This is a genomic window from Pseudomonas sp. MF4836 (assembly GCF_002018875.1).
In the GTDB taxonomy this organism is placed as follows: Bacteria; Pseudomonadota; Gammaproteobacteria; order Pseudomonadales; family Pseudomonadaceae; genus Aquipseudomonas.
Window position 1 is genome coordinate 18,137 of sequence record NZ_MVOL01000016.1, and the last position, 13,585, is coordinate 31,721.

The 13,585-nt window shown below is 56.5% G+C and carries 13 protein-coding genes and 3 tRNA genes; 4 read left to right on the forward strand and 12 right to left on the reverse strand.

Features of this window, described 5'->3' with window-relative positions:
• Positions 1–173 precede the first annotated feature (173 nt).
• The 8 genes from MF4836_RS29125 to MF4836_RS29160 all read right to left on the reverse strand — a co-directional run bounded on the left by MF4836_RS29125 (position 174) and on the right by MF4836_RS29160 (position 7,346).
• Positions 174–503, reverse strand: a complete 330-nt coding sequence (locus MF4836_RS29125; RefSeq protein WP_020296819.1) for an HU family DNA-binding protein — start codon at positions 501–503, stop codon at positions 174–176.
• Positions 504–597: 94 nt separating this feature from the next.
• Positions 598–2,994: an endopeptidase La gene (gene lon / locus MF4836_RS29130; RefSeq protein WP_020296820.1), complete on the reverse strand. Its 2,397-nt coding sequence runs from the start codon at positions 2,992–2,994 to the stop codon at positions 598–600.
• A gap of 160 nt (positions 2,995–3,154) precedes the next feature.
• Positions 3,155–4,438 carry an ATP-dependent Clp protease ATP-binding subunit ClpX gene (clpX, locus tag MF4836_RS29135; RefSeq protein WP_020296821.1) on the reverse strand — a complete coding sequence of 428 codons (1,284 nt, stop codon included), beginning with the start codon at positions 4,436–4,438 and terminating at the stop codon, positions 3,155–3,157.
• A gap of 106 nt (positions 4,439–4,544) precedes the next feature.
• The gene (gene clpP, locus MF4836_RS29140) at positions 4,545–5,186 is read right to left on the reverse strand and encodes an ATP-dependent Clp endopeptidase proteolytic subunit ClpP (RefSeq protein WP_016965272.1); all 642 of its coding nucleotides are present in this window, start codon (positions 5,184–5,186) and stop codon (positions 4,545–4,547) included.
• A gap of 93 nt (positions 5,187–5,279) precedes the next feature.
• On the reverse strand, positions 5,280–6,590 hold the full coding sequence (tig, locus tag MF4836_RS29145) for a trigger factor (protein WP_020296822.1): 1,311 nt from the start codon (positions 6,588–6,590) through the stop codon (positions 5,280–5,282).
• A gap of 420 nt (positions 6,591–7,010) precedes the next feature.
• Positions 7,011–7,095: transfer RNA gene (locus MF4836_RS29150), tRNA-Leu, on the reverse strand.
• Positions 7,096–7,153: 58 nt separating this feature from the next.
• A tRNA-His gene (locus tag MF4836_RS29155) sits at positions 7,154–7,229 on the reverse strand.
• 40 nt (positions 7,230–7,269) lie between these two features.
• A tRNA-Arg gene (locus MF4836_RS29160) sits at positions 7,270–7,346 on the reverse strand.
• A gap of 280 nt (positions 7,347–7,626) precedes the next feature.
• Between MF4836_RS29160 and folD the strand changes: the two genes are divergently transcribed.
• Complete coding sequence (folD, locus tag MF4836_RS29165; RefSeq protein WP_020296823.1) at positions 7,627–8,481, forward strand: bifunctional methylenetetrahydrofolate dehydrogenase/methenyltetrahydrofolate cyclohydrolase FolD; 855 nt, start codon at positions 7,627–7,629, stop codon at positions 8,479–8,481.
• 75 nt (positions 8,482–8,556) lie between these two features.
• Here the strand turns inward: folD and MF4836_RS29170 are convergent, their stop codons facing one another.
• Positions 8,557–9,117, reverse strand: a complete 561-nt coding sequence (locus MF4836_RS29170; RefSeq protein ID WP_078473267.1) for a hypothetical protein — start codon at positions 9,115–9,117, stop codon at positions 8,557–8,559.
• A gap of 271 nt (positions 9,118–9,388) precedes the next feature.
• On the opposite strand from MF4836_RS29170, the gene pbpG reads away from it, so the two are divergent.
• Entirely contained in the window at positions 9,389–10,327 is a 939-nt protein-coding gene (gene pbpG / locus MF4836_RS29175; protein WP_078473268.1) for a D-alanyl-D-alanine endopeptidase, read from the forward strand.
• Between the two features lie 54 nt (positions 10,328–10,381).
• Here pbpG and MF4836_RS29180 read toward each other — a convergent pair whose 3' ends face one another.
• Complete coding sequence (locus tag MF4836_RS29180; RefSeq protein WP_178102994.1) at positions 10,382–11,110, reverse strand: PA2778 family cysteine peptidase; 729 nt, start codon at positions 11,108–11,110, stop codon at positions 10,382–10,384.
• A 167-nt stretch (positions 11,111–11,277) separates the two neighbouring features.
• Here MF4836_RS29180 and MF4836_RS35655 point away from each other — a divergent pair, with 167 nt between their 5' ends.
• Positions 11,278–11,445 carry a hypothetical protein gene (locus tag MF4836_RS35655; RefSeq protein WP_178102995.1) on the forward strand — a complete coding sequence of 56 codons (168 nt, stop codon included), beginning with the start codon at positions 11,278–11,280 and terminating at the stop codon, positions 11,443–11,445.
• A gap of 68 nt (positions 11,446–11,513) precedes the next feature.
• Here MF4836_RS35655 and MF4836_RS29185 read toward each other — a convergent pair whose 3' ends face one another.
• On the reverse strand, positions 11,514–12,260 hold the full coding sequence (locus MF4836_RS29185; protein WP_078473270.1) for a TerC family protein: 747 nt from the start codon (positions 12,258–12,260) through the stop codon (positions 11,514–11,516).
• A 30-nt stretch (positions 12,261–12,290) separates the two neighbouring features.
• A complete protein-coding gene (locus tag MF4836_RS29190) occupies positions 12,291–12,542 on the reverse strand; it encodes a hypothetical protein (RefSeq protein WP_078473271.1) in 252 nt (83 codons plus the stop codon).
• Between the two features lie 133 nt (positions 12,543–12,675).
• Here MF4836_RS29190 and nhaR point away from each other — a divergent pair, with 133 nt between their 5' ends.
• Complete coding sequence (nhaR, locus tag MF4836_RS29195) at positions 12,676–13,581, forward strand: transcriptional activator NhaR (RefSeq protein ID WP_020296829.1); 906 nt, start codon at positions 12,676–12,678, stop codon at positions 13,579–13,581.
• The last annotated feature ends 4 nt before the right edge of the window (positions 13,582–13,585 follow it).

Sequence of the window (13,585 nt, forward strand, 5' to 3'; positions counted from 1 at the left end):
TCCGGATAGAAGAAAGGCGCATCCGAGGATGCGCCTTCTCGTAACTGGCGGAGCGGTCGGAGGCTCGAACCTGCGACCCCCGGCGTGAGCCGATATTCTAACCGGCTGGCTAACCGCTCCGCGGCCAGATCGGGAATGACCCCGACCCGGGTGGGTAAAGGCTTGAACGAAGCTTAGTTAACGGCTTCTTTCAGAGCTTTACCGGCTTTGAAACCTGGCTTTTTAGCTGCAGCGATTTCCAGCGTCTTACCGGTCTGAGGGTTACGACCAATGCGAGCAGGACGATCGGTAACAGAGAAAGTACCGAAACCAACCAGTACCACAGAGTCGCCGGCCTTGAGAGCGCCAGTGACGGATTCGATCACAGCATCCAGCGCACGGCCAGCAGCAGCTTTCGGGATATCAGCAGATGCAGCGATAGCATCAATCAGTTCCGACTTGTTCACTCTAAGTCCCCTTATATATCTATTTGAGTATGATTCTAAGTTTTTTGGTGAAAGCAAAAACGAGTGCTGAATGGCCTACAGACACTTAAGAGCCGCTTTATAACAAGGGCTCTAAAAAGCTGTCAAGGAAGCCCATCAGGCTAATGCGTACTTAATGCGTACTAATTCTTTCCTTAGAGTCAGAGTCGCGTTTTTCATCCTTTGCAACTATCTCGGGAGCTACATCCGGCAAGGGCTCCGGCGCGTATTGCAGCGCAATTTGCAGGACCTCGTCAATCCATTTAACCGGTTTAATCTGTAGATCCTGCTTGATATTGTCAGGAATTTCTTTCAAATCGCGAACATTCTCTTCAGGAATGATCACGGTTTTGATTCCACCACGGTGGGCCGCAAGCAATTTCTCTTTCAGGCCACCGATGGCCAATACCTGACCACGCAAGGTGATTTCACCGGTCATGGCTACATCCGCACGTACCGGAATCCCGGTCAGCGCCGAAACCAGCGCCGTGCACATGCCTACGCCTGCGCTAGGACCGTCTTTTGGCGTCGCCCCTTCCGGCATATGGATGTGAGTGTCGCGCTTCTCGTGGAAGTCCAGGGGAATCCCCAGGCTCTTGGCCCGGCTGCGCACTACTGTCAGTGCTGCAGTGATCGATTCGACCATCACATCGCCCAGGGAGCCGGTCTTGATCAACTGACCTTTGCCCGGGACCACGGCCGCTTCGATGGTGAGCAACTCACCGCCAACTTGCGTCCAGGCCAGACCTGTAACCTGACCAATCTGATCCTGCTGCTCGGCCAGGCCGTAGCGGAATTTGCGTACGCCCAGGAAGTGCTCCAGCAGCTCGGAAGTGACCTTCACCGAGAAGCGTTTTTCCATGGCGTGCTCTTTCACCGCCTTGCGGCAAACCTTGGCAATCTGACGCTCAAGGCCCCGCACACCGGCTTCACGGGTGTAGTAACGGATGATGTCGCGTATCGATTCATTGTCGAATTCCAGCTCGCCTTTTTTCAGGCCGTTGGCCTGAATCTGCTTGGGCGACAGGTACTTGACCGCGATGTTGATCTTCTCGTCCTCGGTGTAGCCGGGCAGACGAATCACCTCCATCCGGTCCAGCAACGCTGGCGGAATATTCATCGAGTTGGAGGTGCACAGGAACATCACATCGGACAGGTCGTAATCGACTTCCAGATAATGGTCGTTGAAATTGTGGTTCTGCTCCGGATCGAGCACTTCCAGCAATGCCGATGCTGGATCGCCGCGCATATCACTGCCCATCTTGTCGATTTCATCGAGCAGGAACAGTGGGTTGCGCACCCCAACTTTTGTCATCTTTTGAATCAATCTTCCCGGCATCGAACCGATGTAAGTCCGTCGATGACCGCGAATTTCTGCCTCGTCACGCACGCCACCCAGGGCCATGCGCACAAATTTGCGGTTGGTGGCATGGGCGATCGACTCCGCCAGGGATGTTTTACCCACCCCAGGAGGACCCACCAGGCACAGTACCGGACCGCGAATCTTCTTCACGCGCTTTTGCACGGCGAGGTATTCAAGAATACGTTCTTTGACTTCTTCAAGGCCGTAGTGATCGGCGTCAAGAATGTCTTCTGCGCGCGCCAGATCAAGGCGTACCTTGCTCTGGGCTTTCCAAGGCACCTGGACCAGCCAGTCGATATAGGAGCGCACCACAGTCGCTTCAGCCGACATGGGCGACATTTGCTTGAGCTTGTTCAGCTCCGCCTGGGCCTTGGTCAGGGCATCCTTTGGCAAGCCCGCAGCATCGATACGTTTTTTCAGCTCTTCGATTTCGTTGTGACCTTCGTCACCGTCGCCCAGCTCTTTCTGAATGGCCTTCATCTGCTCATTCAGGTAGTACTCGCGCTGGCTGCGTTCCATTTGCTTTTTGACGCGGCCACGAATGCGTTTTTCAACTTGCAGCAGGTCGATCTCGGCATCCAGCAAAGCCAGCACGTGCTCGACACGGGCCGACAAATCGATGATCTCGAGGATTTCCTGCTTCTGCTCGATCTTCAACGCCATGTGCGCAGCCATGGTGTCTACCAGGCGGCTTGGCTCATCGATGCTGTTAAGGGACGACAGCACCTCGGCAGGGACTTTCTTGCCCAACTGCACGTACTGCTCGAACTGAGCCAGCAGGCTGCGGACAAAGACCTCCGATTCGCGCTCGGGAGCGTCGACTTCGTCGATCAGGGAAACTTCGGCACGGCAGTGGCCGTCCACTTCGCTGAAGCGTTCGACAGCGCCACGTTGCTCGCCTTCGACCAGTACTTTGACAGTGCCATCAGGCAGCTTGAGCAACTGCAGGACAGTGGCGATGGTACCTACGCGATAGAGTGCATCTTCACCGGGATCGTCATCAGCAGGGTTTTTCTGAGCTAACAGAAGAATCTGCTTGTCGCCCGTCATCGCGGCCTCGAGGGCTTCGATAGACTTCTCGCGCCCCACGAACAGCGGGATAACCATGTGCGGATAAACCACAACATCACGCAATGGCAAGAGAGGCAATTCGATGGTTGTCTTCATGATTTCGCCTCTACGGCGGCCATAAGGCCGTAAACAGATGGAAGTAAGCTTGAAACCAAGATGGGGGCTGCCTTGAAAAAAAACAAGCTCAAAGACAGCACTTTGACAGTAAAAACAAAGGGGCCCGAAGGCCCCCTCTTTTTAAGCAGCAGTGCGACGCTTACGCGTCTGGCGCCACCTTGGCTGCCGGCTCACTGTTCTCATAGATGTACAGTGGCTTGGACTTGCCTTCAATAACGCTCTCGTCGATCACTACTTTACTCACCTCGGACTGCGAGGGGATTTCATACATAGTGTCGAGCAGTACACCTTCCAGAATCGAACGCAAACCACGAGCACCGGTCTTGCGCTCAAGGGCGCGTTTAGCGACCGACTTGAGTGCATCGGTACGGAACTCCAGATCTACACCTTCCATCTCGAACAGCTTGGCGTACTGTTTGGTCAGGGCGTTTTTCGGCTCGGTGAGGATCTGAATCAAAGCAGCCTCATCCAACTCGTCCAACGTCGCCAGAACCGGCAGACGACCGACGAACTCCGGGATCAGACCAAACTTGACCAAATCGTCAGGCTCGACTTCACGCAGGGACTCGCCCACCTTCTTGCCTTCCTCTTTGCTGCGAACTTCGGCGTTGAAGCCGATGCCGCCGCGAGTGGAACGGCTCTGAATAACCTTTTCCAGACCGGAGAACGCACCACCGCAGATAAACAGGATGTTGCGCGTATCGACCTGAAGGAACTCTTGCTGCGGATGCTTGCGGCCGCCCTGTGGCGGAACGGAAGCAACAGTACCTTCAATCAGCTTCAGCAACGCTTGCTGCACGCCTTCACCGGAAACATCCCGGGTGATCGAAGGGTTGTCAGATTTGCGCGAAATCTTGTCGATCTCATCGATGTAGACGATACCCATCTGGGCTTTCTCTACGTCGTAATCGCATTTCTGCAGCAACTTCTGAATGATGTTCTCGACATCCTCACCTACGTAACCCGCCTCGGTGAGGGTGGTCGCGTCGGCAATGGTGAAGGGTACGTTCAACAGGCGCGCCAGGGTCTCTGCCAGCAGAGTCTTACCCGAACCTGTAGGGCCGATCAGCAAGATGTTGCTCTTGCCAAGTTCGACGTCGTCATTCTTTTTGTCACGCTGATTCAAGCGCTTGTAGTGGTTATACACCGCTACTGCGAGAACCTTTTTCGCACGCTCCTGACCGATTACATACTGATCAAGGATGCCGCTGATTTCTTTAGGCGAAGGCAATTTATGCGCGCTGCTTTCAGCCTGTGCTTCCTGCACCTCCTCACGGATGATGTCATTGCACAGGTCGACGCACTCGTCGCAGATAAAGACCGAGGGGCCGGCAATCAATTTGCGCACTTCATGCTGGCTTTTGCCACAGAAGGAGCAATAGAGCAGTTTGCCGTTGTCCTCGCCGTTGCGGGTGTCAGTCATTCGATCGATCCAAATCCGATAGGCTTGCAACACAAGATGAAGGCAATTGCGGGCTTTTTCAAGCCCGCAGGTGGCCAGTTACCCCAACCACCGACATTTGAGTTGCTTAGGCAGGCATTTGACGCTTGTTGATCACGGAGTCGATCAGGCCGTATTCCGCCGCACGCTCTGCGCTCATGAAGTTGTCGCGTTCGGTATCGCGCTCGATGGTTTCCAGGCTCTGGCCAGTGTGATGAGCCAGCAGCGAGTTCAGACGCGAACGGATGTGGAGGATTTCCTTGGCATGGATGTCGATATCCGACGCCTGACCCTGGAAACCGCCCAACGGCTGGTGAATCATCATCCGCGAGTTAGGCAGGCAATGGCGTTTGCCCGCAGCGCCGCCGGCGAGCAGGAAAGCACCCATGCTGCAGGCCTGGCCAATGCAGATGGTGGAAACGTCGGGCTTGATGAACTGCATGGTGTCGTAGATCGACATGCCTGCAGTCACCGAACCACCTGGTGAGTTGATATAAAGATGGATGTCCTTGTCCGGGTTTTCCGCTTCAAGGAAGAGCAATTGCGCCGCCACCAGGTTGGCCATGTAATCCTCTACCGGGCCAATCAGGAAGATCACTCGCTCCTTGAGAAGGCGCGAATAGATGTCATAGGCGCGTTCGCCACGGGCGGACTGCTCGATAACCATCGGGACCAGGCCGCCTGCGGCCTGGATGTCAGAGCTCTGCTGATAATAAGAATTGCGGGACATGTCCTGCAGTCACTCCCAAATAGTCATGTCTTGAATACGCATAAGCCAGCGCGAAGGCTGGCTTATGGTGTGTATTTTCGAACGAGTAAAAAATCAGTCGGCTTGTGGTGCTTCTACCGGCTTGACCGCTTCTTCGTAAGAGACCGATTTGTCGGTCACGCTAGCTTTCTGCAGAACAGTATCCACAACTTGCTCTTCCAGCACAACCGAACGGACTTCGTTCAGTTGCTGGTCGTTCTTGTAGTACCAAGACACAACCTGCTCAGGCTCCTGGTAGGCCGAGGCCATTTCCTGGATCAGCTCGCGAACACGATCTTCGTCTGGCTTGAGGTCGAACTGCTTGACCACTTCAGCCACGATCAGGCCCAGCACAACGCGGCGCTTGGCTTGCTCTTCGAACAGCTCGGCCGGCAGCTGGTCAGGCTTGATGTTGCCACCGAACTGCTGAACAGCTTGTACGCGCAGGCGGTTGACTTCGTTGTCCAGCAGCGCCTTAGGCACTTCGATCGGGTTCGCTTCCAGCAGACCGTCCATGACCTGGTTCTTGATCTTGGATTTGATCGCCTGACGCAGTTCACGCTCCATGTTCTTGCGAACTTCGGCGCGGAAACCTTCCAGACCGCTTTCCTTGATACCGAACTGAGCGAAGAACTCTTCGGTCAGCTCTGGCAGCTTAGGCTCGGACACAGTGTTGACGGTAACGGTGAACTCGGCAGCTTTGCCGGCCAGGTCCAGGTTCTGGTAGTCCTCAGGGAAGGTCAGGTTCAGAACGCGCTCTTCACCGGCTTTGGCGCCAACCAGGCCGTCTTCGAAGCCAGGAATCATGCGGCCGGAGCCCAGAACCAGCTGGGTGCCCTTGGCGGAACCACCAGCGAATACTTCGCCGTCAACCTTGCCAACGAAATCGATGTTCAGTTGATCTTCGTTCTGTGCGGCACGATCGACCGACTCAAAACGAATGTTCTGCTTGCGCAGGATTTCCAGCATGTTGTCCAGATCGGCATCAGCCACGTCAGCGCTCAGGCGCTCAACGGCGATGGACTCGAAACCGGCAACAGTGAACTCAGGGAATACTTCGAACGTTGCGACGTATTCCAGATCCTTGCCCTTCTCCAGCACTTTAGGCTCGACCGAAGGTGCGCCAGCCGGGTTCAGCTTCTGCTCAACCACTGCTTCGTAGAAGGAAGCCTGGATCACATCACCCACAGCTTCTTGACGCGCATCAGCTTCATAACGCTGACGGATAACGCTCATTGGAACTTTGCCAGGACGGAAGCCTGCAATTTTGGCCTTTTGGGCAGTCTGCTGCAGACGCTTGTTGACCTGGCTCTCAATACGCTCGGCCGGCACGGTGATGCTCATGCGGCGCTCAAGAGCAGAAGTATTTTCAACAGAAACTTGCATGGATATTCCTCGTTGCACAGACGTTAGCCGGCCGTTTCCGACCCCAGAATCAAGGGCATGCATTCTAGTGGGTCAAACTCAAGAAGTCACCCTACTGAAAACGGGTAAAAAACAGCTGGCAATTTAAAGGCGGGGACAAACGGTTGAGCCTCACCCACAGAGCAAATACAGCGAATCAAACCAGCGCCTCTAAACCGTCCCTCTATATATAGAAGAGACCAGTCGTCAGCCGCCTGGCCGCCAGACCTCGATGGCCCGGCAGATCAACCCGAACATCCAGTGACAAAAAAAGACGAACTCTTCGCCAACTCATTCAGCCCACTACCGGCAGCCGCACTGAAAACCCGAACTTCTGAAACGAAAACGGCGCAGCCCTTTTCAGGTGCTGCGCCGTTATCTGCTATTAAATAGCTACTTAATTGGTGCGGACGAAGAGACTCGAACTCTTACACCTTGCGGCGCTGGAACCTAAATCCAGTGTGTCTACCAATTCCACCACGTCCGCGTATCAAGCCTTTTAAAGCAAAGGCGCCAGACTATTAATCTGGCGCCTTTTCGAAATATGGGGTGGACGATGGGGATCGAACCCACGACAACAGGAGTCACAATCCTGTGCTCTACCAACTGAGCTACGCCCACCATATTGCGTTGTTGCGTTACTTGTGCCAAAGCTGCCCAATGGCGCACCCGGCAGGACTCGAACCTGCGACCATCCGCTTAGAAGGCGGATGCTCTATCCAGCTGAGCTACGGGCGCCTTATTAATCTGTATTCTTTAACGATTACAAACTAAGTGCTTTCAGTCGTTGTGAGTTAACCATCAACTCTGCCCGACCTTCTTAACCAGTGCTAGGCTGTGCCCGACAAGTGCGACGAATGTTATAGGTGGTCGCTAAGGTCGTCAACTCTTTTTTGAAAAAAATTCATTTAATTAAAGGGGTTAGGGGAATTTGCTGACCAAGCGCCTTTGCCCTCACGTCCCGACATGCGAGAATACGTTCTCTTTTTCTCTCCCTCTCGATGGTTAATCACGCGTCATGACTGCACAACTAATCGACGGCAAAGCGATCGCCGCTAGCCTGCGCCAGCAGATCGCCAAACGTGTCGCCGAGCGTCGCCAGCAAGGCCTGCGTACCCCCGGCCTCGCGGTGATCCTGGTCGGCAGCGACCCAGCGTCTCAGGTTTATGTCTCGCACAAGCGTAAAGACTGTGAAGAGGTCGGCTTTCTTTCCCAAGCCTATGACCTGCCCTCCGACACCACTCAAGACGATCTGGCCAGCCTGATCGATCGCCTTAATGATGACCCGAACATTGATGGTGTTCTGCTGCAATTGCCTTTGCCCGAACATCTCGATGCCTCCAAATTGCTGGAACGCATTCGCCCGGATAAAGATGTGGATGGCTTCCATCCTTATAACGTCGGTCGCCTGGCACAACGCATTCCACTGCTGCGCCCCTGCACCCCCAAAGGCATCATGACCCTGCTGGAAAGCACCGGGGTCGATCTTTACGGCCTGGATGCAGTGGTGGTCGGCGCCTCTAATATTGTCGGGCGCCCGATGGCGATGGAGCTATTGCTCGCTGGCTGCACCGTGACCGTTACCCATCGCTTCACCAAGGACCTGGCAGGCCACGTTGGCCGCGCCGACCTGGTGGTGGTTGCCGCCGGCAAGCCGGGGCTGGTCAAAGGTGAGTGGATCAAGCCGGGCGCCATCGTTATCGATGTGGGCATCAACCGCCAGGGCGACGGCAAGCTGGTGGGCGATGTGGTCTACGAGACGGCCCTGCCCCGCGCCGGCTGGATCACTCCCGTACCGGGTGGCGTTGGGCCGATGACCCGTGCCTGCCTGCTGGAGAACACACTGTACGCGGCGGAAACCCTGCATAGCTAAACCAGGAAGTGCATCTGTTCCGCTAACAAAGAACCCCGCCATTGGCGGGGTTCTTTGTTTATGGGGTATGCCGGACTAGCTGCGCTCCGCCAGCGCCGCGCTGACCTGGGCGCGATACGCCACTTTCTGCAGGCGTTTTTCCAGATCGAGCATCACCACCCGATCACTTCGCCCGCTTTCCAGCTCATCGACCAGGGTTTGGGCGAGGAGGCGCAGGTCATGGATGATGACAATCCGCTCATCGTTAACATCGCGTTTGTGGGACTCGAACACGCGGTGCAGAAAATCCTCGATATTGCGCTGACAACGATGACGATCAGTGGCCCGCAAATGCGCCAGATTGGCTCCAATACGCCCCAACAACTCCAGCAACTCCAACGTGAAGTAGTGCAGGCGTCGGCCATACCCCACATTGCGCTCACGCAGTTGAGCGCGTTGCGCAGCAAACTCCTGCCGCCGTTGAATAGCGGGAACGGCAATGGCCACCATCAAACCCACTATCAGCCCGACTGCCTGGATCCAGCCATACCAATCAGCCGACTTGGGGAAAAACGCGAACGCCAGCAACAGCACCGCCACCATTCCCGCCCACACCACCATGGGCAGATACTCTTTGCTGATAAAGCTTTTCGGCATTGCCCGACTCCCGTTTATTCCAGGGTGATATGCAGCAAAAAAGGCGATGCTAATCCCCGCCCGGGTGGCGCACCATGTTTATTAAGTACCGGCCCGGATACCAAAGCGCCATCACTCGGAAAATACCTGTTTTTTCTTAGTTCTTAGGGGGTTTCATCGACCATTGGAAGAACAATCGACAGTTCTTCAGCCATACTCATAAAATGTAACGTTTTTTCGAAAACGACCCGTTGCCAAACGGCATATCCATACTTTTTTCGAGTCCGCCCGCGTGAAAATTCGTCTTTCTATCCTGAGCCTATTTTTTGCTGTTACAGGCACCTTCATCACGCAGACCGTCGTTGCCGGCGAAACCACCGCCGCACCCCGAGACACTTCACAGTTGCATATCGCTTCGGGCAGCGCCTTGCTGCTCGACCTGCAGACCAACAAAGTCATCTATTCCAGCAACCCGGACGTGGTGGTACCCATTGCGTCGGTGACCAAGCTGATGACCGGCCTCATCGTGCTGGAAGGCAAACAGTCGATGGATGAATACATCTCGGTGTCGATCAGCGACACCCCGGAAATGAAAGGCGTGTTCTCCCGGGTCAAGCTCAACAGTGAACTGAGCCGCCGCGACATGCTGCTGATCGCTCTGATGTCATCGGAAAACCGCGCCGCCGCGAGCCTGGCCCATCATTACCCGGGCGGTTACGCGGCCTTTATTGCGGCGATGAACGCCAAGGCCAAGGCATTGGGCATGACCAGTACCCACTATGTGGAACCCACCGGGCTGTCGATTCACAACGTGTCCACAGCTCGCGACCTGAGCAAGCTGCTGCTGGCCGCACGCAAGTACCCGATGCTCAGCGAGTTGAGCACCACCAAGGAAAAAACCGTGGCCTTCCGCAAACCCAACTACACCCTGGGTTTTCATAACACCGACCACCTGGTGAACAGGGCCAACTGGGATATCAAGCTGACCAAGACCGGCTTTACCAATCAGGCTGGTCATTGCCTGGTGCTGGTCACCAGCATGGGCAATCGCCCGGTCGCGCTGGTGATTCTCGATGCCTTTGGCAAATACACCCACTTCGCCGATGCCAGCCGCATCCGCAACTGGGTCGAGACCGGCAAAAGCGGCTCGGTGCCGGATGCAGCCTTGCGCTACAAGGCCGACAAGAACCTCAAGGACCGCCAGAGTGGCGTCGCCCAGCGCAGCCAGTGAATCCTCTTTAAATGAAAACGGCGCCTCAGGGCGCCGTTTTCACATCTGCTCAGATCAGTTGCCAATGGCCTTGACCGCCTTGGCTGCTGCCTGTTCCTGACCGGCCTGGGCCAGTTCATCCGCTGCCCGCAACCAGCGTTGGCGATCGACCTTGGCTGGCACCTGGTTCGGCGCTTGGATCAACACCGCCCAACTCCCGGCATTCTTCCAGGCTGACTCAAACGAACTGAAGCTCATCAACATTCGCCGATTCTGCCCCGCACGCAGCAGCACCGTCTGCTTGTCGCGGTTGTAGCCGGCCAACACCGCGTAACGCGGCTGCGACCAGAACGACGAACCTTCGGTAAAGCGCAGCATCACCGGAAAACCGGCGGCCACCTGGGTCAGCAAGGCTGGAAGGTTGTCGTCCAGAGGGTAGACCAGCATCCCGTACTCACGGGCGAGTTTCTGCATGTTCTGCTGCAACTGCGCCTCGGCGCCCGGCAGATGCAAGGGCTTGTCGAGCAGCCCGGGCGTGATCACCACACCTTGCTGGGACAGCATGCTGGCCAGGGCGCCGGGGCCACTCTGATAGATCTCGCCTCGAAAGAACGGCACGCTGCTGAGCTCGACCCGCTCGGGCAGGCGCTGGATCTCCGGCTGCACACCCGTGGCGCAACCCGCCAGGCTCAGGACACAGGCGCTGGCCAGCAACGCCGTTCGAATTCGAGGAAATACCCGCACCATCTTCGCTCTCTTGATCAGACGCCGGCCTGACAGTCCTCCGGCTGGGGGCCTGATCATAGGGCCCTCTGGCTCGGTGGTATAGCGTTAGGTCGCAGTTAATTGCCGGCGATAGAGCGAAGCAGTCGATCACTCTCGACTATTGGTCAATTGTTTGAAACACGGCAGCGACTAGACTGTCCATTGCAAAGAGTGTGTGCCCTGGACAGGGCAAAGAGGAGGCACGTATGAGCCTGACAACGACGATTTTCCTACTGATCTGTGGCTGGCTGGCCGTTGCTGGCGCCATGCTCTGGGGGGTGTTGCGGATCACCCGCCGGCATCACCACCCTCTCCCACCGCCAACCCCGGCAAAAGTCAGCAAACCGGCGCCACGTCCCGCGACCGCGCACTGAGTCATTCACCCGGAAAAAAAACCGCCTGCATTCTTTCGAAGGCAGGCGGCCAAATGTCACGCAATCAATCAGGCATCGAGTTCACGCTTCTGCCGCGCCCGTCGCGCCAGCATGTTCAGGCTCTCGATCGCCGCCGAGAACGCCATCGCCGCATACACATATCCTTTTGGCACGTGGGCACCGAAGCCTTCGGCGATCAGGGTCATACCGATCATGATCAGGAAACCCAAGGCCAGCATCACCACGGTCGGGTTGTCGTTGATGAACTTGGCCAGCGGCTCGGCGGCCAGCAACATCACCAGGACCGAGACCACCACCGCGATGATCATGATCGGCAAATGCTCGGTCATGCCAACGGCGGTAATGATGCTGTCGATGGAAAACACCATGTCCAGCAGCAGGATCTGGCCGATCGCAGCGGCAAAGCCGATGGACACACCCGCAGTGGCCTTATCGTCGTGCTGGGCCTGCGGGTCCATGCTGTGATGGATCTCGGTCGTGGCCTTCCACAGCAGGAACAAGCCACCCGCGATCAGGATCATGTCCTTCCAGGAGAACACCTGGCCAAACACGTCGATCACCGGCTCGGTCAATTGCACGATAAAGGCGATGGTGCTGAGCAACGCCAGACGCAGGATCAGGGCCATGCCGATCCCGATGCGTCGCGCCTTGGCTCGATGCTGCTCGGGCAATTTGTTGGTCAGGATCGAGATAAAGATCAGGTTATCGATGCCAAGCACGATTTCCATCACCACCAGGGTGGCCAGGGCGACCCAGGCGGTGGGGCTGGCGGCGAGTTGTAAAAGGTATTCCATGGGCAATCCTGGCTCTGTGGTACGAAAGGGTTAGATTTCCAGCGATGACGGCTCTTTATTCTTGCTGTCGTCAGCGGGTTTTTCCTGTTTGCTGATCAAGCCACCGGTGGCGTCGCTGATGGCTTGCTCGGCCGCCTTGTGGGTGTCGTCAATCGCTTGCTTGGCCGATTCGGCAGCCTTGCCCATCAATTGCTGGGCGCTTTTTTCTGCTTGATCGCAGCCAGCCAGGCCCACTAATGCCAGCGCCAGCAAGGCTGCGGCGCCGATGTTTTGAATTTTCATGGTGTTTCCCTCGATAGAACAGACGGGCCCAACCGGCAGGCCGTCGATAGCGGGGGATTCTAAAGAGCTGGATACTTCAGGAAAATTCGTATTTTTTGCAGTTATAATTCGGTTTTTACGAAGTGAGGTCGCCATGCTCAATTATCGTCAGCTGCATTACTTCTGGGTCGTGGCTAAAACCGGCAGCATCGTGCGCGCCTGCGAGCAGCTCAACCTCACCCCGCAAACCATCAGCGGTCAGATTAGCCTGCTGGAGCAAACCTATGGCATCGAGTTGTTTCGCCGGGTCGGACGCCAGCTGGAACTCACCGAAGCCGGGCGCCAGACCCTGCCTTATGCTGAACAGATGTTTCAGCTGGGGGGCGAACTGGAAGCCATGCTCCGCGCCCAGCCCAATGAGCAGCAGATCCAGTTTCGGGTGGGGGTGGCCGATGTGGTGCCCAAATCCATCGTCTACCGGCTGATCGCGCCCACCATGGAGTTGAGTGAGCCGATCCGCATCACCTGCCGCGAAGACAAACTCGAACGGCTGCTGGCCGACCTGGCCATCCAGCGCCTGGACCTGGTGATTTCCGACAGTCCGATGCCGTCGCACCTCGACATCAAGGGCTACAGCCAGAAGTTGGGCGAGTGCGGCATCAGTTTTTTCGCCACGGCCAACCTGGCCCAGGCCTACGGCCAGGATTTCCCCCACAGCCTGCACGGCGCACCGATGTTGATACCGGGGCAGGAAACCGTGGTCCGCAGCCGCTTGCTGCGCTGGTTCGCCGAACAGCAGATTCAGCCGCGGATCATTGGCGAGTTCGACGACAGCGCGCTGATGCAGGCCTTCGGCCAATCCGGCAGCGGGATTTTCATCGCCCCCAGCGTGATTGCCGATGAAGTGAAGCGCCAATACGGCGTGGAGCTGATCGGCCAGACCGATGCAGTGACCGAGTCCTTCTATGCCATTTCAGTGGAGCGCAAGGTCAAGCACCCCGGCATCGTCGCGATTACCGAGGGTGCGCGGCGCGAGCTGTTCACCGCCCTGCCCGCCTGAGGTA

What these genes read in the sequence shown, in the direction of transcription:
- lon (WP_020296820.1), bottom strand. Translation starts at nt 2,994, where the DNA reads ATGAAGACAACCATCGAATTGCCTCTCTTGCCATTGCGTGATGTTGTG.
- clpX (WP_020296821.1), bottom strand. Translation starts at nt 4,438, where the DNA reads ATGACTGACACCCGCAACGGCGAGGACAACGGCAAACTGCTCTATTGC.
- clpP (WP_016965272.1), bottom strand. Translation starts at nt 5,186, where the DNA reads ATGTCCCGCAATTCTTATTATCAGCAGAGCTCTGACATCCAGGCCGCA.
- tig (WP_020296822.1), bottom strand. Translation starts at nt 6,590, where the DNA reads ATGCAAGTTTCTGTTGAAAATACTTCTGCTCTTGAGCGCCGCATGAGC.
- folD (WP_020296823.1), top strand. Translation starts at nt 7,627, where the DNA reads ATGACTGCACAACTAATCGACGGCAAAGCGATCGCCGCTAGCCTGCGC.
- MF4836_RS29170 (WP_078473267.1), bottom strand. Translation starts at nt 9,117, where the DNA reads ATGCCGAAAAGCTTTATCAGCAAAGAGTATCTGCCCATGGTGGTGTGG.
- MF4836_RS29180 (WP_178102994.1), bottom strand. Translation starts at nt 11,110, where the DNA reads ATGATCAGGCCCCCAGCCGGAGGACTGTCAGGCCGGCGTCTGATCAAG.
- MF4836_RS35655 (WP_178102995.1), top strand. Translation starts at nt 11,278, where the DNA reads ATGAGCCTGACAACGACGATTTTCCTACTGATCTGTGGCTGGCTGGCC.
- MF4836_RS29185 (WP_078473270.1), bottom strand. Translation starts at nt 12,260, where the DNA reads ATGGAATACCTTTTACAACTCGCCGCCAGCCCCACCGCCTGGGTCGCC.
- MF4836_RS29190 (WP_078473271.1), bottom strand. Translation starts at nt 12,542, where the DNA reads ATGAAAATTCAAAACATCGGCGCCGCAGCCTTGCTGGCGCTGGCATTA.
- nhaR (WP_020296829.1), top strand. Translation starts at nt 12,676, where the DNA reads ATGCTCAATTATCGTCAGCTGCATTACTTCTGGGTCGTGGCTAAAACC.